This is a genomic window from Brucella sp. RRSP16 (genome assembly GCF_052246815.1).
GTDB classification, from domain to species: Bacteria; Pseudomonadota; Alphaproteobacteria; order Rhizobiales; family Rhizobiaceae; genus Brucella; species Brucella intermedia.
Map to the genome: position 1 here is coordinate 200,229 of NZ_JBQQAM010000002.1, position 20,825 is coordinate 221,053.

A 20,825-nucleotide genomic window follows, 5' to 3' on the forward strand; every position below is an offset into this window, starting at 1 on the left:
AATAATAGCGATAAATCTTTATTATCATGGGTAAAACGAACGAATACGAGGGAAGACCCGCAATGAAATATCCGCGCAATCTCGTCGGCTATGGACGCAACACACCAGATCCGCGCTGGCCGGGAGGGGCGAACATCGCCGTGCAGTTCGTCGTCAATTACGAGGAAGGCGGCGAATGCTGCGTTCTTGACGGCGATCCGGCGTCCGAATGCCTGCTTTCCGAGATTGTCGGCGCTCAAGCCTGGCAGGGCCAGCGCAACCTCAATATGGAATCCATCTACGAATATGGCGCCCGTTCCGGCTTCTGGCGCCTGTGGCGCGCCTTCACCCGGCGCAACATGCCCGTAACCGTCTATGGCGTGACGCTTGCCATGGCGAGGAACCCCGAAGCCGTCGCCGCCATGAAGGAAGCGGATTGGGAAATCGCCAGCCATGGACTGCGCTGGTGGGAGTATAAGGACGTTCCCGAAGAGATCGAGCGCGAGCACATCCGCGAAGCCGTGCGCCTTCATACGGAAATCACCGGTTCGCGCCCGCTCGGCATCTATCAGGGCAAGCCGTCCGACAACACGCTGAAACTGGTGATGGAAGAAGGCGGGTTCCTCTATTCCGCCGATTCCTATGCCGATGAACTGCCCTACTGGGTGCAGGGGCCAAAGGGGCCGCACCTGATCGTGCCCTATACGCTGGACGCCAATGACATGCGCTTTGCCACGCCGCAGGGTTTCAATTCCGGCGACCAGTTCTTCACCTATCTGAAAGACACGTTCGACGTGCTCTATCGCGAAGGTGCCGAAGGCGCGCCGAAGATGATGTCCATCGGCCTGCATTGCCGCCTTGTCGGGCGTCCGGGCCGCGTGGCCGCGCTGGAACGCTTCCTCGATTACGTGCAGAGCCATGACAAGGTCTGGGTCGCCAAGCGCGTCGATATCGCCCGCCACTGGCATGAAAACTACAAGCCGGCCGTTGCGGACGTCGTGCCTTCCAGCGCTGAGAAAAACGCATTCGTCGCGCGCTATGGCAGCATTTTCGAACATTCGCCCTGGATCGCGGAACGTGCCTATGCGGGCCTCACCGTGGAGGAAGACACCGCTTCGGGTCTCGCCGCAGCCATGACCAGGGTGTTCCGCGCCGCCTCGCCGGAGGAACGGCTGGCCGTGCTCAAAGCCCACCCTGACCTTGCCGGCAAGCTGGCACAGGCAAAACGCCTGACCGCGGAATCGACCGCCGAACAGGCTGGCGCCGGTCTCGACGCGCTGACGGACGCGGAAAAGCAGTCCTTCACCGAACTGAACGATGCCTATACCGCGAAGTTCGGCTTTCCCTTCATCATCGCCGTGAGGGGGCGCAACAAAAAGGAAATCCTCGACGCTTTCCAGCGCCGTGTTTCCAATGATCGTGATACGGAATTTGAAACCGCCTGCGCTCAGGTGGAACGCATCGCCCTGCTGCGCCTCAAGGATATTCTGCCCGAAGCGCTTTATTGATCCCCGCCGCCCGGAGGTTCGCTTCCGGGCGCTCTTAATTTACGATTTCACGGCTGGCCTTCTGATGCGTCGTGGATGCGGCTTCTCACATAAGGAATTCCCCACATGGGCAACGACAAGAACAATCGCACCTATTATGCACCGACGGGCGGCCTGCCGCCGCAGACGCAGCTCCTCACCGATCGCGCCATGTTCACCGAAGCCTATGCGATCATTCCAAAGGGCACATTCAGCGACATCGTAACGAGTTTCCTGCCCTTCTGGGACAAGACGCGGCTCTGGGTCATTGCGCGGCCCCTTTCCGGCTTTGCCGAGACTTTCTCGCAATATATCATGGAAGTGCAGCCGGGCGGCGGCAGCGATCGCACCGAACTGGATGAGGGTGCGGAGGGCGTACTGTTCGTGGTCGAAGGTGAGATCACGGTCACGGTGGCGGGCAAGTCCCATACGCTGACTGAAGGCGGCTACGGCTATCTGCCGCCGAAGAGCGGCTGGACGTTGCGTAACAACGGCGCGGCTACGGCCCGCTTCCATTGGGTGCGCAAGGCTTATGAATATGTCGATGGCCTCGACGTTCCGGAACCACTGTTCCTCAATGAAAAGGATATCGCGCCTAACCCCATGCCAGACACCAATGGCGCCTGGGCAACGACGCGCTTTGTCGATCCGAACGATCTGCGCCACGACATGCATGTAACCATCGTTACGTTCGAGCCGGGCGGGGTCATTCCGTTTGCCGAAACCCATGTCATGGAGCACGGGCTTTACGTGCTGGAAGGAAAAGCCGTCTATCGGCTCAATCAGGACTGGGTGGAAGTGGAGGCCGGCGATTTCATGTGGCTGCGCGCCTTCTGCCCGCAGGCCTGTTATGCAGGCGGCCCCGGCAAGTTCCGCTACCTGCTCTACAAGGACGTCAACCGGCACATGAAGCTTTCGCGATAGGCGACCAGCATATCCACCACTTGCATATCGACCAAAGGCCGGGCACGTCCCGGCCTTTTTCCCTGGTTGGAATGCAAATAAAAACGGCGAGCCGAAGCTCGCCGTACCATTCTTCCGACTGGAGATCAGATTTGAAAACAGCGCAGTCCTTCTACGCGATCGAATGGTTCCTTAAACATAGGACAAGAATATAAAAATTCAAATTACAATTTTGTTAAACCGATGCATCGAACTCCCGCATGCATCTTGCATTTCAATAATATTCATTCAACTCGATAAAATACTATAGCAACAAAACTTAAATGAATTCATCTCCGTTACACCAAGTGAACGGATAATCGGGCTTTCAGATGAGACCCGGGAGGCCAGGACGAGCCTCCCGGATCAACATTCGCATATCCTATGCAAACCGCGTCGCAGTTTGCTGGAAATGCGTTAGAACGAGCGCTGGAAGCGAACCATGCCCTGCCACGCGTCCTTGCCCTTGAGGTAGGACTTGTCGTCCTGCCACTTGGTATAGGAAACTTCCGGCGTAACCGTGAAGCCCGGAACCATTTCATAGGCTACGTTGGCAGTGGCTGCGAAAGTCTTGCTGCCATCATAAGCTGCCTGCGCATTGAAGATCGCCTTGTCGGTAACCTTGAATGCCGCGCCGCCCCAGACTGCCCAGTCACCACCCCAGGTGCCGTAGAAGCTGCTGATTGCACGGACGGAACCGAGCACATTGCCATTTCCATCGGTTTGCGTGATGTATTGGTCCTTGTTGGACTTGTAACCGCCCATCGCCCAGATCGAGAAACGGTCCGTAATGTTCACATCAGCGCGGACCTTGCCTGCCCACTCTTCGTTGCGCGCATCATAGGCGGCGACGCCCGCGATCTTGCCCCAGCCGGCTTCATACTTCAGGCCACCGACGACATGCGGCGTGTAATCCTTGATGACGCCGTTGAAGCCGTATTTGCCATCCGTATCGTCATTGTTGCCCTGTTCGAGCGACACAATGGCGGAGAAGCCGTTGCCGCCGGTGAAGGTATAGCTGATCAGGTTCGTGCGATAGCCGCCCGCGAGGATCACGTCATCGTTGATGACATTGCCGAGATAGCCCGGAAAGGTAACAAAGGCCGATTCATCAAGACCGACACGCAGGCCGCCCAGCTGGATATAGGCGTAGCGCAGCGAACCGGACGAACCCTCAACACCATTGCCCCAATCGTAACGGGTTTCAGCAAAGGTCTTCAAAGTGCCCAGTTCGGTTTCCGAAACGGTCGTCATGTCCAGCGTGAAGCGAGCCTTGTTATCCCAGGTATCACGGCGCGTATCGGCCTTGTTACCATCGACAAAACCGCGACCGTAGACATTGTTGCCGCCAGTGACGTCGTAACGGACATAACCGGAGATGCGCAGGCAGGTTTCGGTACCCGGAATGTAGAAATATCCCGCACCATAGGCATCACAAACGCGAACATATCCAACGGACTCAGGCTCGGGCGTTACAATAGCATCCGCAGCATATGCCCCGGTGGTTGCAACCAGCGCCGCAGTCGAGCCGAACAACAAGCTCTTGATTTTCATTTCACTATCTCCAGAATTTTTCAGACGAGACGTGATAGAATGAATTATTCAAAACCATCAATTCCAATTTTAGAATAAAACTGTGTTATGAAATCATATGTGTCAATTTTGGCACTAATTATGAACTTCTTTACTTATAAGCATTTTATATCTTAGAATTTATCTCTCAATTAATATTTCCAGTATATTCAAGCTAACAATTTTTATCGAACTATTTCTATATTTCCTTACACATAAAAACAAACGGGGCCCGAAGGCCCCGTTTACAAGCATCTGCATCTGGCGCGTATTTCGATCCGGTCGACCGGATCGGCGGCCACCTCCGTCAGCGGCTACTTTCCCGCCGCCTGCTGCGCATAGACATAGCTGTCATAGGTATATTCAGCGACGCGGAACCATTCGAAACCTTCGTCACGGAATTTCTTCCACGACGGATAAATCTTCGCCCATGCCGGATTCTTTTCGTTGTATTCCGCGTAGAGTTCGAAGGCGACCTTGTAGGCAGCATCCAGAACGTCACGCGGCAATGGCTGAAGCTTTACGCCCTTGGACACCAGCGATCGGATTGCGGCGGTGTTTTTCACGTCGTAAAGCGCGATCATATTCTGGGTCGCGGCTTCGGCAGCCGTATTGAGCGCAACCTTGTAGGCCTCCGGCAGGCTTTCATATTGCTGCTTGTTGATGAAGAAGTGCACCGAAGCACCGCCTTCCCAGAAGGCCGGGTAATAATAGTATGGCGCGATCTGGTAGAAGCCGAGCTTCTCGTCGTCATAGGGGCCGACCCATTCGGCGGCGTCGATCGTGCCGCGCTCCAGCGACGGATAGATGTCGCCGCCCGGAAGCTGCTGCGGAACGACGCCGAGGCGCGACATGACCTCACCGGCAACACCGGCGATGCGCATCTTCAGGCCCTTGAGATCCTCAAGGCTCTTGATTTCCTTGCGATACCAGCCGCCCATCTGCGCAGCGGTGTTGCCCCCGACAATACCCACGATGCCGTAATCGGCGAGGAAGGCATTATAAAGCTCGTTGCCGCCGCCGTGATAGAGCCATGCGTTCTGCAGGCGCGTATTCATGCCGAAAGGGATGGCCGTGCCGATGGCAAAGGCCGGGTTCTTGCCGGTGAAGTAATAGCCGCAGGTATGCGCCATTTCGACGGTATTGGCCTGAACCGCATCGATGGCCTGCGGGCCCGGCACGATTTCACCAGCCTGGAAGACCTGAATCTGGAACTTGCCGTCGGTCATCTTCGACACGGCATTCGCCATGAAGACCGCGCCGCCATAGATGGTATCCAGATTGTTCGGAAAGCCTGAAGTCAGACGCCAGCGCAGTGTCGGCAATTCCTGCGCGATTGCGGGAGTTGCGAGTGCCGCCCCGCTCGTTGCGGCGGCAGCGCCGATTGCTGCACCCTTGGTCAGAAATGTACGACGGCTCAAATCCTGTTTCATGTGTCTCCTCCAAAGATTGTTCTGGTTTTATTGGGCCTGCTCAATGCTCGTTTCCCCTCATTGAGCAGGCTTTTGCTGTTGGTCCTTGTCCTGCCCGAAGCTCGGCTGCGGCGAGCCGAATGACGGCGCGGGCAAGGGGTCGTTCGATGGCGCGGGCGCTCCAAAAGGCGGCGGAGCCGCGCCGAACGGATTGCCGCCGCCGGCATCGGGCATCGGCACATTGATCTGGATTGAGGCCGGATCGGCCTGCGGGTGGCCGCTCTTGTAGTGGGTCACGATGCCCGGGAAGGCGATTATGATGCCGACCATGACAAGCTGGATTAAGAGGAACGGGATCGATCCCATATAGATCTGACCCGATGTCACCGGCTGGATGGTCGCACCCGTTACCTTATCCTTGTAGGGACGCGATGGCGCCACCGAACGCAGATAGAAGAGCGAGAAGCCGAACGGTGGATGCATGAACGATGTCTGCATGTTGACCGCCAGCATGACGCCGAACCAGACCAGGTCGATGCCGAGGCTGTCGGCGACCGGCGCCAGAAGCGGGATGATGATGAAGGCCAGCTCGAAATAATCGAGGAAGAAGGCCAGGAAGAACACCAGTATGTTGGCGACGATCAGGAAGCCGATCTCGCCGCCTGGAATGGAGGTCATCAGGTGCTCGACCCATATGTGTCCGTTGACGCCATAGAAGGTGAGCGAAAACACGCGGGCGCCGAGCAGAATGAAGATGACGAAGGAAGACAGTTTCGCCGTGGCATAAAGCGCCGATTTCAGCATCGTCATGTTGAGGCGGCGGTTGATGATGGCCAGAAAGAGCGCGCCGACCGCGCCCATGGCGCCGCCTTCCGTTGGCGTTGCAACACCGATGAAGATCGTTCCCAGCACCAGGAAGATCAGCACCAGCGGCGGGACGAGCGAGATCACCACGCGCTGCAGCAGCCTCCAGCCTTTCAGGGTGCGGGCCTGCGGCGGCAGCGCGGGCACCGAATCGGGCCGCAGGATCGCCATGCCGATGATGAAGGCGCAGTAGAAGCCGACGAGCAGCAGGCCGGGGACCAGCGCGCCCTTGTACATATCGCCGACCGAACGGCCCAACTGGTCGGCAAGAACGATCAGAACGAGGCTTGGCGGAATGATCTGTGCCAGCGTGCCGGAGGCGGCAATCGTGCCGCTCGCCACTTTGCGATCATAGCCGTAGCGCAGCATGATCGGGAGCGAAATCAGCCCCATGGAAATGACCGAAGCGGCAACCACGCCGGTCGTTGCCGCCAGAAGCGCGCCGACGACGATAACGGCAAAGGCGAGACCGCCGCGCACCGGACCGAAAAGCTGCCCGATGGTATCGAGCAGTTCTTCCGCCATGCCGCTTCGCTCCAGTATCAACCCCATGAAGGTAAAGAAGGGAATGGCGAGCAATGTCTCGTTCGACATCTGCCCGAAGATGCGGTCCGGTATGGCACCGAACAGATTGACCGGAAGCAGGCCCATTTCGATGCCGACGAAACCGAAGGCGAAACCTACGAAAGCCAGCGCGAAGGCAACCGGATAGCCGAGCAAAAGCACGACCACCAGCGACAGGAACATCAGCGGGGCGAGATTTTCCGCAATAAAAGCAATCATGTCCGTTCCCCTCAGAGCGCCTGGGCTTCCGCATCTTCTATGGCGACCGTGTCCGGTATGCGCCCTTGAAGAATTGCGATGCGCTTGATGAGTTCGGAGATGCCCTGCAATGCAAGCAGGCCGAAGCCGATGGGTATCAACACCCAGACCGGCCAGAGAACGAGCCCCCCGGTATTGTTGGAAGTCTCGCCGCTGGCGATCTTTGCTTCGACGATGGGCCAGGAGAGGTAAATCGTGATGAGGCAGAAAGGCAGGAGGAAAAAGATCGTACCGAAAATTTCGACCAGAAGCTGTGTCCGTCGCGAATAGCGGCTGTAAAGAAGATCGACCTTCACATGCTCGCTGTGCAAGAGCGTATATCCGGCTGCGATCAGGAAGACCGCCGAGAACAGATACCATTGCGCTTCCAGCCACGCATTCGAACTGACATTGAACAGCTTGCGCGAAACCGCGTTGATGGCACTGATGAGCACAGCCACCAGTATGAGCCACGATACGGATTTTCCGATGATATTATTGGCCGCGTCGATAGCGCGCGACAACGCCAGCAAGACTGACATCGCTCCTCCCCTTCTGTTCCGCCTCCTCAAGCGGTTTTGGGGCGGATGATAGGACCGGCGAATCCGCCTCGCAAGCGGACGAAAGTTCTAAGGAACAAAGGACTACCCATTAGTGGGTAAGGCGAAATCAGCAGTCCGTGGCCCATGCCGGTTATGGCGAAGACAGGCGCAACCGGTTTTCTATAGCATAGCGCGTAAGCCCTGCCGTGCTGGCAATTCCAAGCTTCTTCTTGATGTTCTTGCGGTGGGTTTCAACGGTTGCTTCCGAAATGCCGAGCCTGATTGCAATCTCGCGATTGCTGCCTCCTTCGGCCACCAGCACCAGCACATCGTTTTCGCGAACGGACAAACCTTCCGACTTCCTCTCGCCGCTGTCGAGCAGCGCTTCTGAAACGCCGGACGAGAAATATGTTCCGCCTGATGCGACCGCATGAATGGCGGCCACGATTTCTGCCGTGGACACGTCCTTCAAGACATATCCCGAAGCCCCACGCATGATCGAGGTCGAGATATATTCACGGCTGTCGTGCATGGACAGCATGAGGATACGGATGCCCGGAAACTGCTTCTTGAACAGTTCGATGGCGTCGATACCGTTGAGAAGTGGCATATTGATATCCATCAGGACCACATCCGGGTTGACGGCAAGCGCCAGTTCGAGAGCGGCCCGCGCATTGGAAGCCGCGCCAGCAACATCAATATCGTCATAGGTTTCGAGTACAGCCCGCAAACCGTCCAGCACCAGCGGGTGGTTGTCCACGAGCAATACGCGAATCTTGCATTCATTCGTCATGCGACTTCCGGTTCCCGCTTTCTTTCTGTTGCCGACTGCGGCAGGCGCGCGGTCAGTTGCGTACCATCTGCACTGGTTTCAACCAAGAGCACCCCGCCGAAATGTGCCATCCGTTCCTGCATATTTCGCAGGCCAAGTCCGGAAAGCGGGTCTTTCAAATCACGCGCGGTGAAACCATTGCCATCATCGGCAACCGTCATCGTCACCTTGCCACCGGCTTCCCAGAGATGGATGTTCACCTGACTTGCGCCGGAATGACGCTCCACATTGGTGAGCGCCTCCTGCACGACACGATAAAGCGCAGTGCTTGCCTCCGGCTTCAGCGTCTCGCTCAACCCGCTCGCTTCCAGCCGGGTTTCAATGCCGGTCCGTTCAGAGAAATGCTCACACAGGGCCTTGAGCGCGACGGTCAGGCCAAGATCGTCCAGAATGCGCGGACGCAGATCATGCGAAAGCCGCCGCACTTCCTTGATTGCGCCGTTGAGCGCGTCCGATGCCTTTTCGATTGCAAGCGGCGCACCCCCGCTGCCCATTCTCACCTGACGGCTCGCAAGGTCGATGGCGTAGCGGACGCCGACGAGATTTTGGGAAATGCCGTCGTGAAGCTCCCGCGCCAGTCGCGCCCGTTCCTCCTCCTGCGTATCGATGATGCGCTGCGCCAGTTCCTTCAGCTTGGTATCCGCCATGCGCCGCTCACGCAGGTTGAGCAGCATGCAGGTCGCGAAGACGAGCATCACAGCCGGAACGGCGATCAGGCTGACGATGAGGAAGGTCGTGCGGATATTGGCGCGAAAATCCGCATTTGCGGCGGCAGTCTGCGCATAGACATCATCGAGATAGACACCCGTTCCCAGCATCCATTTCCATTTATCCAGACCGACCGCGAAGGAAAGCTTGTCGGCCATTTCGCCGCTCGACGGCTTTTCCCACTTGTATTGGTGCAGCCCGCCGCCCTCCTTGGCCTTGCCGATCAGATTGGCGATAACGCGATCCCCGTCCGGATCGACGAGGTCGAGCCAGTTGTGGCCCGGACGGAAGGTCTGGCGCGGATGAACGACGTTGTTGCCGTCATAATCATAGACGAAGAAATAACCGTCGCGACCATAATCGAGCGAGGTCAGTATCTCGCGCACCTTTTCCATGGCCGCGGTATCGTCGGGACCCGCCTCGTCGTAAATCTGCTGTATGGAGGAAAGGGCCAGATTGGTGAGATTGAGAAGCTCGGTCTCCTTGGCTTTCAGCATATTCTTCTCGAAAGTGGCGATGCTGCTCTGCACCAGATTGGCCGATTGCCAGGTAATAAAGGCCGTGACTGTCAATATGGCCACGATGAGCGGCACAATCGCCAGTGCAACAATCTGGTAGCGTAGCGTCACGTTCTCTCCTCCCGGCGTCCCAGGCCGACCTTTCAGCCGATGACTTTAAAGTTCCCGCCTTGCGAGGAAAAGGGGCGCGGGGAAAAACCTGGCACCGCAGGAGACGCAACCGCACAAGAAGCAATATATTGATAGCTATTTATATAACTAAAATACAAACAACGATCGCAGTTGATGACGCGAATATTTTATGCTCAATATCATTTTCTTGAACACTGTCTCGGAGTATACAGCTCCGGGAGTCATTCATTTCAGAGAGAATCTATTTATGAAAACCTATCGTGTAATCGGTCTTGCATTCACGCTCGCAACCATTTCAGGCGCTTCGTCCTTTGCTGCCCCGCTTCCCGGCGGCGCCAGCAATCTGCAGGAAACCTATGAGGACTGGACTGTTTCCTGTCAGAACCAGAAAGACACCAGCATCTGCGTGATGCGTCAGGAGCAGAGCAGCACGCAGACCGGCCAGCGCGTTCTGACGGCGGAACTGCGCAATGTCGCGGGCAAGGTTGAAGGCGTCCTGCTGATGCCGTTCGGCCTTGATCTTGCCAAGGGCGCGGCCCTCAAGATCGATGACGCCGCCGCACCGAATCTCGCTTTCTCCACCTGCCTGCCGCAAGGTTGCCTGGCTCCAGTAAGCTTCGACGCCAAGCAGGTTGCCGCCCTCAAGGCCGGCACCAATATCAACGTCACCACGACAGCCCTGAGCCCAAGCCAGCCGGTTGCCTTCAAGGTTTCGCTGAAAGGCTTCGGTGCTGCCCTCGACCGCATCATTGCGCTGACGAAGTAAGGCGCAGGATCAGATCGTCAAAGCCATACGCCTGTCGGGCGTATGGCTTTTTTTATTGGAGCGCTCAGGCAGGGTGAGCCGATACATGTGCAAGATGCCTGCGCCATCGCAGTGTCATCAACACCGCCACAATGCCGAGACCCGCGGCAAGACCGAGCCAGATACCGACACCGCCAAGTTCGAACTTGAACGCAAGCAATGCGCCGAGCGGCAAGCCCACGCCCCAATAGCCAAACAGAGCCAGGAACATCGGCACGCGGGTATCCCGCAGGCCGCGCAACATGCCTGCGGCAACGGCTTGTGCGCCGTCAACGATCTGGAAGAGTGCGGCCAGCGCAAGGAAAGTCACGGCCAGTTCCATCACCGGCAGGTTCTGCGGGTCGTGCAGATCAAGGAAGACGCCGATGAACAAGCGAGGGATGAGCACCATAAGCAGCCCCATCACCGCCATGAAGCCCACACCGAGCGCGTAGGCACTCCAGCCCGCATAGGCAATCGCCTTGGGGTGGCCGGCGCCATAAGCACGGCCCACACGCACGGTTGCCACCTGTCCGAAACCGAGCGGCACCATGAAACTGAGCGATGCGATCTGGATCGCCACGGCGTGAGCCGCCATGGCAGTCGGGCCGATGCGGCCCATCATGACCACCGCGGCATAGAAGATCGATGTCTCGAACACGAAAGTGAGCGCCATTGGAATGCCGATACGCCACAGTTCAAGCAGGCGCGCCCAGTCGGGACGCCAGAAACGGCCGAACAGGTGATAGCGGCGGAAACGGCGATGGCGCAGGGTGATGAAGGCAAGCCCGAGGAACATCATCGTGCTTGATGCCGTGGTAGCGATACCGGCGCCATGCAATTCCATGCGGGGAAAGCCGAAATGGCCGAAAATCAGCGTCCAGCCGGCAAGCGCGTTGAAACCGATCGCAAGGGCTGCAATGAGCAGCGTCCACATCGGCTTTTCCATCGCCGCAAAGAATGAGCGCAGCACGATATAGCCCAGATAAGGCAACAGCGCCCATTGCAGCGTGTGCATGAAATCCGTCGAGCGGGCGGCGATGTCCGGACGCTGGCCGAGAAACAGGAAGATTTCCTCGCAATGCCAGAGCACGATCCAGACCGGGACCGCGATCATGATTGCGGTCCAGAAACCCTGACGAACGGTGCGGCGCACATCACGCACCGAATGGCGGTTCTTGCCAAGCGCAATGGCGATCATCGGCATCACTGCCGAGACAAGCCCCATCGAGAAGATCATCAGCGTATGATAGAAGCTCGTCGCCAGCAAAGCCGAGGCGAGCGTGTCCGCTCCGAGACGGCCGATAAAGATGACATCGGTCGCCGTCAGCGCGGCCTGCGAAAGATTGGTGAAGATCAGCGGCCAGCCGAGTGTCAGCGCCGCGACCATCTCCCTGCCCCAGCGTTGCGTGCCGGATTCATGGGGCTGCTCAAAGCCCGCATTGTTTGTCCTGTCCATAGTCCGCTCCCCGAAGCATCCGGGGCCGTCAACCCGCCGGATGTTCCATTTGAATGAGGCCACGCCCCGGAACATCAGAGACCATGTCAATCTGAGAAGAGGCGCGGAAATACGATCATCGACCGTCCCATGCCGGCTAAGGGCGTTTGTCGCTGCAAGAGCGACTTCGCCCCAACTTTTCGGGTTGCTCAATTTCTATTGGGAACGTTGTGTATGTTCCAGAAACTGATCCGGAGCCAAGCGGGCTGCGCATCGATTTGCACAAAATTAGAGCAACATGGATATCAGACTTGCTCAAAGAAGCAACACGTCTCGAAATGGATTTTTCGTCTCCGGACACATAGAGGAATCAAATCCTCATTCTGACGCGAAAGCGTCATTGCCTGTCCGATAAAGGATTGACGCTTATGGCCTAACCGATAGGAATGATTGCATTAATTGCAGGAGGCGTCATGCGCAGCACCAAAGTCATCCATATTGTCGGCTGTCATGCGGAGGGCGAAGTCGGCGATGTCATCGTCGGCGGTGTGGCCCCGCCTCCGGGTGCAACTGTATGGGAACAATCGCGCTTCATTGCCAGCGACGAGACCTTGCGCAATTTCGTGCTCAACGAACCGCGCGGCGGTGTGTTCCGCCACGTCAATCTGCTGGTGCCGCCGAAAGATCCTCGCGCACAGATGGGCTTCATCATCATGGAACCTGCGGATACGCCGCCGATGTCCGGTTCGAACTCGATCTGCGTCTCGACCGTGCTTTTGGACAGCGGCATCATCCCGATGCAGGAGCCGGTGACGCGAATGGTGCTGGAAGCGCCAGGCGGGCTTATCGAGGTGGAAGCGGAGTGCCGCAACGGCAAGGCGGAGCGCATCAGCGTGCGCAACGTGCCGTCTTTCGCCGACCGGCTGGATGCGACGCTTGAAGTCGAGGGACTTGGCACTCTCACCGTCGATACGGCCTATGGCGGCGACAGCTTTGTCATTGTCGACGCAGCGCAGATCGGCATAAAGATCAAGCCGGGTCAGGCGCGCGAACTGGCCGAGATTGGCGTGAAGATCACCAAGGCCGCCAATGAACAACTGGGCTTCCGCCACCCGGAAAAAGACTGGAACCACATTTCCTTCTGCCAGATCACCGAGCCGGTAACACGGGAGGGCGACGTGCTGACGGGCGTGAACACCGTTGCGATCCGCCCGGCCAAGCTCGACCGTTCCCCGACCGGAACGGGCTGCTCGGCGCGCATGGCCGTGCTGCAGGCCAAGGGCCAGATGAAGGTCGGTGAGAAATTCATCGGCAAGTCCGTGCTGGGTACGGAGTTTCATTGTCGGCTCGACAAGACGCTTGAGCTTGGTGGCAAGCCAGCCATCAGCCCCATTATTTCCGGTCGCGCATGGGTGACAGGAACCTCGCAGCTCATGCTCGATCCAAGCGATCCGTTTCCCGGTGGATACCAGCTGTCGGATACCTGGCCGCGCGGCGACTGAGATTCAGGCGCGGACGGTCTGCAAATGGCGCTTCTCTTCGCTTCCGGTGCTCATGTACCCTAGAGCGCGTTCCGATCTGATTGGATCAGATCGGCGCTCTAATTCTTTGTTTCACGCGCATCTTTCCCGAAAACCGTTTCACACTTTTCGGGATGCGCTCTAAAGTACATTCCAATACGGTTCTCGAGAAACACCATTTTCGTCTCGTCATCACCAGAATCTCAATCACCCCGCGCACCTTCTTTACCGGCGCTCTTCTGACCTCTTTATCGAGCGCCACACCCCTCACCCTGAGGTGCGGAGCGAAGCGCAGCCTCGAAGGGCGATCCTTCGAGACGGCCCTGCGGGCCTCCTCAGGATGAGGATCGAGAAAATAAAAACCCCACCGAAGCGGGGTTTTCTTCATTCATCCGGATCGCATGCTTATGCGAAGTCAAGCGCGCGGTCGCCGTTCTCATCCTTGATGCGGGATGGCAGGCCGATCTGGTTCAGGATGTGGAGGAATGGCTTTGGATCAAGCTCTTCCACATTGACCATCTTCTTCACATCCCATTCGCCCGAAGCGATGAGGATTGCGGCTGCAACCGGCGGAACGCCAGCGGTGTAGGAAATGCCCTGCGAACCCACTTCGTTATAGGCGTCCTTGTGGTCGGCAACGTTATAGATGAAGACTTCCTTCTCCTTGCCGTCCTTGGTGCCTTTGACGAAATCGCCAATGCAGGTCTTGCCGGTATAGTCCGGCGCCAGCGATGATGGATCGGGCAGCACAGCCTTCACTACCTTGAGCGGCACGACTTCCAGACCTTCGGCGGTCTTGACCGGCTGTTCGGACAGGAGGCCCAGATTGTTCAGCACCGTGAAGACGTTGATGTAGTGATCGCCGAAACCCATCCAGAAACGCACGTCGGCGTTCGGATAGTTCTTCGACAGCGAGTGCACTTCATCGTGGCCGGTCATATAGGCCTTGCTCGGACCGACGACCGGCAGGTCGAAGGTGTGGCCGACTTCGAACATCTTGTTCGACTGCCAGGCACCTTTCTGCCAGGAATAGACCGTGCCGGTGAACTCACGGAAATTGATTTCCGGGTCGAAATTGGTCGAAAACCAGCGGCCATGTGAACCGGCATTGATGTCGACGATATCGATGGATTTGACTTCATCGAGATAGTCGTCGGCAGCAAGACGCACATAGGCATTTACCACGCCCGGATCGAAGCCAATGCCGAGAATGGCAGTAATGCCCTTCTCTTCGCATTCCTTCAGGTGCTTCCATTCGTAATTGCCATACCATGGCGGGGTCTCGCAGATCTTCTTCGGGTCTTCATGGATTGCGGTGTCCATGTAAGCCACGCCCGTATCGATACAGGCGCGAAGAACCGACATATTGAGGAAGGCCGAGCCGACATTGATGACGATCTGAACGCCCGTCTTCCGGATCAGGGCCTTGGTGGCCTCCACATCCATTGCGTCCAGCGCATGCGCTTCCAGTTTCACCTCCGTCTTGAGGCTCTTCTTTTCATGCACGCTATCGATAATCTTGCGGCATTTCTCAACCGTGCGGGACGCAATATGGATATCGCCCAATATGTCAGAGTTTTGCGCACATTTATGTGCAACAACCTGTGCCACGCCCCCGGCGCCGATAATGAGAACGTTCTTCTTCATTTTCTGTCGATGCTTCCTCTTCCAGCGGTTTCCCGCGTCTTTGTAGTTAACTGACGCATTATCCTGCGCAAAACCGCTTCGCACTTTTGCTGGAAATGCTTGTATTTCCCGTCCCGATTGCCTTCTCATTCGGAACACATGAGTTCGTTGCAGCGTGAAGCCGCAACAGGATCTTTACGAAAGCGACCCTTCAAAATCCGCGTAATCAAATTCGCGGACAACTCTGACCGTGCCGTCCAGTTCACGCACGGCAATGGCTGGCATTTTCACGCCATTAAACCAGTTCTTCTTGACCATGGTATAACCGGCCGCATCCTCGAATGAGAGGCGGTCGCCGATGGCAAGCGGCTTGTCGAAAGTGAACTCGCCGAAAATATCGCCGGCGAGGCAGGACTTGCCGCAAACCATGTAGCTGTGCTCGCCATTGTTCGGCGCCATCTTCGCCTTTTCGCGATAGATCAGCAAATCGAGCATATGCGCCTCGATGGAGCTATCGACGATGGCAAGGTTCTTGCCATTGAACAGCGTGTCGAGCACCGTCACTTCCAGCGTCGTGGTCTTGGTGATCGAGGCTTCGCCTGGCTCCAGATAGACCTGAATGCCGAACTTTTCCGAAAACGCCTTCAGTCGTGCGCAGAACTCATCGACCGGATAATCATCGCCGGTGAAGTGGATGCCGCCGCCAAGGCTCACCCATTCGACGCGGTTGAGAAGCGAGCCGAACTTTTGTTCGATGTCGGTCAGCATCCGGTCGAAAAGACCAAAGTCGGAGTTTTCGCAATTGTTATGGATCATGAAGCCGGTCACGCGATCCATGACTTTTTCAACCTTCGCCACATCCCATTCGCCAAGACGGCTGAACGGACGTGCCGGATCAGCAAGATCGAAGCTCGAAGACGAGATGCCCGGATTGAGGCGCAGGCCGCGCTTGATGCCCGACGCCTTGTCAGCAAAGCGTTCGAGCTGGCCAATCGAATTGAAGATGATCTTGTCGGCGTGGCTGATGACCTCATCGATCTCATTGTCGGCATAGGCCACACTATAGGCATGGGTTTCGCCGCCGAATCTTTCATGGCCAAGACGCACTTCATTGAGCGAAGACGAGGTGGTGCCGTCCATATATTCGCTCATCAGATCAAACACCGACCAGGTGGCAAAACATTTCAGCGCCAGCAGTGCCTTGGCGCCGGATTTCTCGCGCACATAGGCAACCTTTTCCATGTTGCGCTTCAGCTTGGTCTTGTCGATCAGGTAGTAGGGCGTCGGGATCATGGGCGTTCCGGGTCATTCAATGGGAAAATCTGGCCTCGCCAGCAAGTCTGGTCTGCCAAGTTGAGGAAACATCAGGCGGTTTCCCAAATTATTTGAAGGCTTATAGGAAGCTTGTGACAGAAACACAAATCCGCCACAGCATTATCGGGAAAATTTCCCCATAAGCCATCGCGGATTACTTCCCTGCCTTCAGGGCTCGCGTCTCATATAGAGCTTTTTATCAGGATTTGAACCCCTTCCCTTTCTACCCGCTCCGCCGTTTTCGTTGAAAGTCTTTGCCGGTGCCACTGGCTTTTATACAACTGGATGGCCCGCTACGATTGGTGAGTATCGTCAAATTAATTAAACAAGCATTTGCTTGACAAATTACGAGCACGAGCGTAGCCGTTGTTTCCATGTTCAGGGCGACTTCATCAGGTATTCGCCCACGCAATGACAGCCAAAGGAAAATCAGATGCAGGATCACAAGCCGACCGCCGGTTGGGGAGACCTGTTCGCAGGCAGGAACGCTATCGTATCGCTGACGCTCGTCGGCGGCGTGGCGCTTCACGCCATCAACGTGTTCATTGCCACAACCATCCTCCCGACGGTGGTCGCCGACATTGGCGGCATGGATTATTACGCGTGGAACACGGCGCTGTTCGTGACCGCATCCATTCTCGGCTCCGCCCTTGTGCCGCGCCTGCTTTCGCGGGCAGGCCCGCGCAGCGCCTATCTGGTCGCAGCGTGCATCTTTGCTGCGGGAACCCTGACTTGCGGCCTCGCGCCCTCCATGCCCGTCATGCTGGCGGGGCGCGCCATTCAGGGTCTTGGCGGCGGCATGATGCTCGCCCTGTCATATTCAATGATCCGCATCGTCTTTGATGAATCTCTATGGCCCCGCGCCATCGGCCTCGTTTCCGGCATGTGGGGCGTTGCCACGCTTGTCGGCCCGGCGATTGGCGGCGTTTTTGCGGAGCTCGGCATGTGGCGCGCTGCCTTCTGGTCGCTTGCGCCCGTGATCGCCGTGTTCACCATCATGGCCATGACGGTTCTGCCCCGCGAATCCGGTTCCGCTGCCAGCAATGACCGGCTGGCATGGCCACAGCTCATTCTTCTGACCGCTGCCGTCCTTGCCGTCTCCGCCGGAAGCATTTCGTCGGAACTGACGCTGAATGCCGGCGGCGTCGCACTCGCAATCGTCTTGCTGCTTCTCCTCGCCGTCGCCGAAAAGAAGGCCAGCCGACGCATTCTTCCGAAAGGGTCTTTCAGTATCCGGAAACTCGGCGCGCTTTATCTGACGCTCGCCTTCCTCAGCGCGTCCGTTACCAGTTCGGAAGTCTTCGTACCGCTGTTCTTTCAGGTGCTGCATAATCAGTCGCCGCTTGTCGCTGGATATCTGGCAGCAATCATGGGCGGCAGCTGGACACTTGGCTCGATCGGGTCGTCGGGGATTGCCGCCGGGCGCACCGACCGCGTTATTCTCGCCGCCCCCGTCATGGGCGTAGCCGGGATGGTCACGCTGGCCGTCCTCATTCCGGCAGGAAGCGAGGGTCATTGGTACGATCTGCTGCCGATCTGCATCGCGCTCGCAGTCATCGGTTTCGGCGTGGGGCTGACATGGCCGCACCTGCTGACGGGCATTTTCAAGCAAGCAGACACAGAAGATCAGAACCTTGCATCCGCCTCCGTGACCATGGTGCAGCTTTTCACAACCGCCCTTGGCGCAGCACTTGCCGGAATGGTTGCCAATATGGCTGGCCTCACCAACCCCGGCGGCTTTGCAGGCACCGCACATGCCGCGCTCTGGCTCTTTTCCGGCTTCGCCATTTTGTCCGCACTGGCGTTCGTGTCGGCGCTCGCTCTCGTCCGCAGCGCAAGACAGCCGCAAACGGCCCAATGCTGAGAATTATCAGGCGGCGGGCGAAATAACGTAAGCGCAGCGCCGCGCACCGGCCAGAATATGTTCGGTTCGGTTTACAGAAACATCAGGGCCAAGCACGGCCCTGAATACCTGAAGCTCCGCACGGCAGAAGCCCTGGCAGGCGTCCGCGGCGGCGCAGATCGGGCAGTGATTTTCGATGAAGAGCCAGGAACCATCCTCCTGCTTTTCGGCATCGGCCATGTAACCTTCCGCCGAGCGGATCGCGGCAAGTTCCAACACCCGCTCGCCGAGCGGCAGATCTTTCAGGCGCGCCTGATACTGACGGCGGGTCTCGGATTCGCGGTGAGCGATCAGCGTGTCCAGCGCGTCCTCACCGAGAATGCTGCGAACGGAATGGAGAAGCTGGACCGTCAAATCGGCATGTGTATCGGGGAAGCGCCTGTTGCCGGTCTCGGTCAGGTCCCAGAATTGAGACGGACGTCCGACACCCTGCGACACGGAATGGGGAGCGACCAGACCTTCCTCAGCCAGTCGCACCAGTTGTTGGCGGACCGCTTCGCCGGTCGTTCCCAGATGCTCGCCGATCGCAGCTGCCGTCTGCGCGCCTCGCATCTTAAGCGTGAGCATTACGCGCTCGGCGGGAGAACGTGCTATCGAAGCGTCGGTATTTAGAAAGTCATTCCTTGACATATTGACGATTTTCTATTTAAAGAAGAATTATCTTGTTAAATAAGCTATCTACCCCACTTTAGCAAGATAGTTATCAAATGACGGCACTCAACCGGCGTCCAGCAACAGATTGACGGACCTGACGGTCCGTACCGCGACGGCGTACGTAACAAGGAGTTTTGAAATGAGCTTCACCTTGCCCCCGCTTCCCTATGCAACCAACGCGCTCGAGGGCGTGGGAATGGGTACGGAAACGCTTGAGCTGCATCATGGCAAGCATCATCAGGCTTATGTGACTGCGCTCAACGGATTCGTTGAAAAGAACGATGCGCTCAAGGGCAAGTCGCTCGAAGAAATCATTCTCCTTGCCAAGGATAAGGCCGATCTGGCCCCGGTGTTCAACAATGCCGGCCAGCACTGGAACCACAATCTGTTCTGGCAGAACCTGTCTGCTTCCGGTGGCCGCCTTCCCGGCGCCCTGGAAAAGAAAATCACCGAGGATTTCGGCGGTGTCGACCAGTTCAAGGAAGCCTTCAAGACCGCAGCCGTCGGCCAGTTCGGTTCGGGATGGGCATGGCTGGTTCTGGCCGATGACGGCAAGCTCAAGGTCACCAAGACGCCGAACGGCTCCAATCCGCTGGCAACCGGCGAAGGCAAGGCGCTATTAGGGCTTGATGTCTGGGAGCATAGCTATTATCTCGATTTCCGTAATCGTCGGCCTGACTATGTAACGAATTTCCTCGACAAGCTGGCCAATTACGAATTCGCGGAAGCCACCCTGAAGGCAGCATGACGCGCTTACATTGATTGCGATCAAGGCGTTTTGCCTGCAGGAAATGCAGACTCCACGGAGATGCGTGACTGCGGGCAAAATGCGGCAATGACCAAAACGACCGATCCATCCACGGGCGCCGTCCTCCCAAGCGGTGCAGGAGCAAGACAGAGACAGTTCCGAAAATGAGCAGCAACTTCAATCAGGAAACCGTCACCGACATCCATCACTGGACCGATACGCTGTTTTCCTTCCGCACCACGCGCGACCCGGGCTTTCGTTTCCAGAGCGGCCAGTTCATCATGATGGGGCTGGAAGTAAACGGCAAGCCGCTCACGCGCGCCTATTCGATTGCCTCGAGCCTTTACGAAGACGGGCTGGAATTCTTTTCGATCAAGGTGCCGAACGGTCCGTTGACCTCCAAGCTCCAGCATCTGAAGGTTGGCGACCAGATCATCCTGTCCAAGAAGCCGGTCGGCACGCTGCTCTACGACAATCTGAAGCCGGGCAAAAATCTCTGGCTGCTCTCGACCGGCACCGGTCTTGCGCCGTTCCTGTCGATCATTCGCGATCTGGAAGCCTATGAACGTTTCGAAAAGATCATTCTTGTTCATGGCGTGCGTCAGGTCGCGGAACTCGCGTATACGGATTTCATTTCCAACGAACTGCCGCAGGATGAATTCCTCGGAGAAATGGTCAAGAAGCAGCTCATCTACTATCCGACAGTCACGCGTGAGCCCTACAAGAATCGTGGCCGCCTGACCGACCTCATTCGTTCAGGACAGCTGTTCACCGATGTTGGCCTGCCAGAGTTCAATCATGACGACGACCGCATGATGCTCTGCGGCAGCCCGGAAATGCTGGCCGAAACAAAGCAGATACTTGAAGAGCGCGGTTTCAAGGAAGGCAGCCAGAGCGAAGCCGGACACTACGTCATCGAGAAGGCTTTCGTGGAGAAATAACTCTGCCGAAACGGGCTGGACTGTTAATGGAGGGAGGCATCAGCCTCCCTTTTTCTTTGCCCGTTCTCT

Annotated in this window: 17 protein-coding genes; 7 read left to right on the plus strand and 10 right to left on the minus strand. The window is 57.2% G+C overall.

From position 1 onward, the window contains the following. The first annotated feature begins 62 nt into the window (after positions 1–62). Both puuE and ACS5UA_RS04165 read left to right on the plus strand, forming a co-directional pair. On the plus strand, positions 63–1,487 hold the full coding sequence (gene puuE, locus ACS5UA_RS04160) for an allantoinase PuuE (protein WP_021586209.1): 1,425 nt from the start codon (positions 63–65) through the stop codon (positions 1,485–1,487). A gap of 105 nt (positions 1,488–1,592) precedes the next feature. Next, positions 1,593–2,429 carry a bifunctional allantoicase/(S)-ureidoglycine aminohydrolase gene (locus ACS5UA_RS04165; RefSeq protein WP_025089705.1) on the plus strand — a complete coding sequence of 279 codons (837 nt, stop codon included), beginning with the start codon at positions 1,593–1,595 and terminating at the stop codon, positions 2,427–2,429. A gap of 435 nt (positions 2,430–2,864) precedes the next feature. On the opposite strand, the gene ACS5UA_RS04170 is transcribed toward ACS5UA_RS04165, so the two are convergent. The 6 genes from ACS5UA_RS04170 to ACS5UA_RS04195 all read right to left on the minus strand — a co-directional run bounded on the left by ACS5UA_RS04170 (position 2,865) and on the right by ACS5UA_RS04195 (position 9,807). Next, positions 2,865–4,001 carry a porin gene (locus tag ACS5UA_RS04170; protein ID WP_021586211.1) on the minus strand — a complete coding sequence of 379 codons (1,137 nt, stop codon included), beginning with the start codon at positions 3,999–4,001 and terminating at the stop codon, positions 2,865–2,867. A 332-nt stretch (positions 4,002–4,333) separates the two neighbouring features. Then, positions 4,334–5,452 (minus strand): TRAP transporter substrate-binding protein, encoded by a 1,119-nt coding sequence (locus ACS5UA_RS04175; protein WP_006466102.1) that lies wholly within the window; start codon positions 5,450–5,452, stop codon positions 4,334–4,336. A gap of 57 nt (positions 5,453–5,509) precedes the next feature. After that, positions 5,510–7,078, minus strand: a complete 1,569-nt coding sequence (locus tag ACS5UA_RS04180; protein WP_021586212.1) for a TRAP transporter large permease — start codon at positions 7,076–7,078, stop codon at positions 5,510–5,512. Positions 7,079–7,089: 11 nt separating this feature from the next. After that, positions 7,090–7,638, minus strand: coding sequence for a TRAP transporter small permease subunit (locus ACS5UA_RS04185; RefSeq protein ID WP_006466100.1), 549 nt, complete (start codon positions 7,636–7,638; stop codon positions 7,090–7,092). Positions 7,639–7,789: 151 nt separating this feature from the next. Next, positions 7,790–8,431, minus strand: coding sequence for a response regulator (locus ACS5UA_RS04190; protein WP_006466099.1), 642 nt, complete (start codon positions 8,429–8,431; stop codon positions 7,790–7,792). Beyond that, the gene (locus ACS5UA_RS04195) at positions 8,428–9,807 is read right to left on the minus strand and encodes a cache domain-containing protein (RefSeq protein WP_021586213.1); all 1,380 of its coding nucleotides are present in this window, start codon (positions 9,805–9,807) and stop codon (positions 8,428–8,430) included. Before ACS5UA_RS04195 ends, ACS5UA_RS04190 begins: the two co-directional genes overlap by 4 nt. Before the next feature lie 268 nt (positions 9,808–10,075). On the opposite strand from ACS5UA_RS04195, the gene ACS5UA_RS04200 reads away from it, so the two are divergent. Continuing rightward, positions 10,076–10,594, plus strand: a complete 519-nt coding sequence (locus tag ACS5UA_RS04200) for an invasion associated locus B family protein (protein WP_021586214.1) — start codon at positions 10,076–10,078, stop codon at positions 10,592–10,594. Positions 10,595–10,658: 64 nt separating this feature from the next. On the opposite strand, the gene ACS5UA_RS04205 is transcribed toward ACS5UA_RS04200, so the two are convergent. Next, positions 10,659–12,071 carry an MATE family efflux transporter gene (locus ACS5UA_RS04205; RefSeq protein ID WP_021586215.1) on the minus strand — a complete coding sequence of 471 codons (1,413 nt, stop codon included), beginning with the start codon at positions 12,069–12,071 and terminating at the stop codon, positions 10,659–10,661. A 452-nt stretch (positions 12,072–12,523) separates the two neighbouring features. Between ACS5UA_RS04205 and ACS5UA_RS04210 the strand changes: the two genes are divergently transcribed. Next, positions 12,524–13,552 (plus strand): trans-3-hydroxy-L-proline dehydratase, encoded by a 1,029-nt coding sequence (locus tag ACS5UA_RS04210; RefSeq protein ID WP_021586216.1) that lies wholly within the window; start codon positions 12,524–12,526, stop codon positions 13,550–13,552. A gap of 423 nt (positions 13,553–13,975) precedes the next feature. Here the strand turns inward: ACS5UA_RS04210 and ACS5UA_RS04215 are convergent, their stop codons facing one another. Continuing rightward, positions 13,976–15,217, minus strand: a complete 1,242-nt coding sequence (locus tag ACS5UA_RS04215) for a saccharopine dehydrogenase family protein (protein ID WP_021586218.1) — start codon at positions 15,215–15,217, stop codon at positions 13,976–13,978. A 174-nt stretch (positions 15,218–15,391) separates the two neighbouring features. Further along, a complete protein-coding gene (gene nspC, locus ACS5UA_RS04220; protein WP_021586219.1) occupies positions 15,392–16,489 on the minus strand; it encodes a carboxynorspermidine decarboxylase in 1,098 nt (365 codons plus the stop codon). 454 nt (positions 16,490–16,943) lie between these two features. On the opposite strand from nspC, the gene ACS5UA_RS04225 reads away from it, so the two are divergent. Next, on the plus strand, positions 16,944–18,374 hold the full coding sequence (locus ACS5UA_RS04225; RefSeq protein WP_021586220.1) for an MFS transporter: 1,431 nt from the start codon (positions 16,944–16,946) through the stop codon (positions 18,372–18,374). 6 nt (positions 18,375–18,380) lie between these two features. Here ACS5UA_RS04225 and ACS5UA_RS04230 read toward each other — a convergent pair whose 3' ends face one another. Then, positions 18,381–18,980, minus strand: a complete 600-nt coding sequence (locus ACS5UA_RS04230) for a helix-turn-helix transcriptional regulator (RefSeq protein WP_006471042.1) — start codon at positions 18,978–18,980, stop codon at positions 18,381–18,383. Positions 18,981–19,206: 226 nt separating this feature from the next. Here ACS5UA_RS04230 and ACS5UA_RS04235 point away from each other — a divergent pair, with 226 nt between their 5' ends. Continuing rightward, positions 19,207–19,815, plus strand: a complete 609-nt coding sequence (locus ACS5UA_RS04235) for a superoxide dismutase (RefSeq protein WP_006471043.1) — start codon at positions 19,207–19,209, stop codon at positions 19,813–19,815. Between the two features lie 164 nt (positions 19,816–19,979). Continuing rightward, complete coding sequence (locus ACS5UA_RS04240) at positions 19,980–20,756, plus strand: ferredoxin--NADP reductase (RefSeq protein WP_006466088.1); 777 nt, start codon at positions 19,980–19,982, stop codon at positions 20,754–20,756. Positions 20,757–20,825: the final 69 nt, after the last annotated feature.

Coding starts and splice junctions, on each gene's coding strand:
- ACS5UA_RS04210 (WP_021586216.1), top strand. CDS start 12,524: ATGCGCAGCACCAAAGTCATCCATATTGTCGGCTGTCATGCGGAGGGC.
- ACS5UA_RS04230 (WP_006471042.1), bottom strand. CDS start 18,980: ATGCTCACGCTTAAGATGCGAGGCGCGCAGACGGCAGCTGCGATCGGC.
- nspC (WP_021586219.1), bottom strand. CDS start 16,489: ATGATCCCGACGCCCTACTACCTGATCGACAAGACCAAGCTGAAGCGC.
- ACS5UA_RS04175 (WP_006466102.1), bottom strand. CDS start 5,452: ATGAAACAGGATTTGAGCCGTCGTACATTTCTGACCAAGGGTGCAGCA.
- ACS5UA_RS04190 (WP_006466099.1), bottom strand. CDS start 8,431: ATGACGAATGAATGCAAGATTCGCGTATTGCTCGTGGACAACCACCCG.
- ACS5UA_RS04185 (WP_006466100.1), bottom strand. CDS start 7,638: ATGTCAGTCTTGCTGGCGTTGTCGCGCGCTATCGACGCGGCCAATAAT.
- ACS5UA_RS04205 (WP_021586215.1), bottom strand. CDS start 12,071: ATGGACAGGACAAACAATGCGGGCTTTGAGCAGCCCCATGAATCCGGC.
- ACS5UA_RS04225 (WP_021586220.1), top strand. CDS start 16,944: ATGCAGGATCACAAGCCGACCGCCGGTTGGGGAGACCTGTTCGCAGGC.
- puuE (WP_021586209.1), top strand. CDS start 63: ATGAAATATCCGCGCAATCTCGTCGGCTATGGACGCAACACACCAGAT.
- ACS5UA_RS04180 (WP_021586212.1), bottom strand. CDS start 7,078: ATGATTGCTTTTATTGCGGAAAATCTCGCCCCGCTGATGTTCCTGTCG.
- ACS5UA_RS04200 (WP_021586214.1), top strand. CDS start 10,076: ATGAAAACCTATCGTGTAATCGGTCTTGCATTCACGCTCGCAACCATT.
- ACS5UA_RS04165 (WP_025089705.1), top strand. CDS start 1,593: ATGGGCAACGACAAGAACAATCGCACCTATTATGCACCGACGGGCGGC.
- ACS5UA_RS04170 (WP_021586211.1), bottom strand. CDS start 4,001: ATGAAAATCAAGAGCTTGTTGTTCGGCTCGACTGCGGCGCTGGTTGCA.
- ACS5UA_RS04215 (WP_021586218.1), bottom strand. CDS start 15,217: ATGAAGAAGAACGTTCTCATTATCGGCGCCGGGGGCGTGGCACAGGTT.
- ACS5UA_RS04235 (WP_006471043.1), top strand. CDS start 19,207: ATGAGCTTCACCTTGCCCCCGCTTCCCTATGCAACCAACGCGCTCGAG.
- ACS5UA_RS04240 (WP_006466088.1), top strand. CDS start 19,980: ATGAGCAGCAACTTCAATCAGGAAACCGTCACCGACATCCATCACTGG.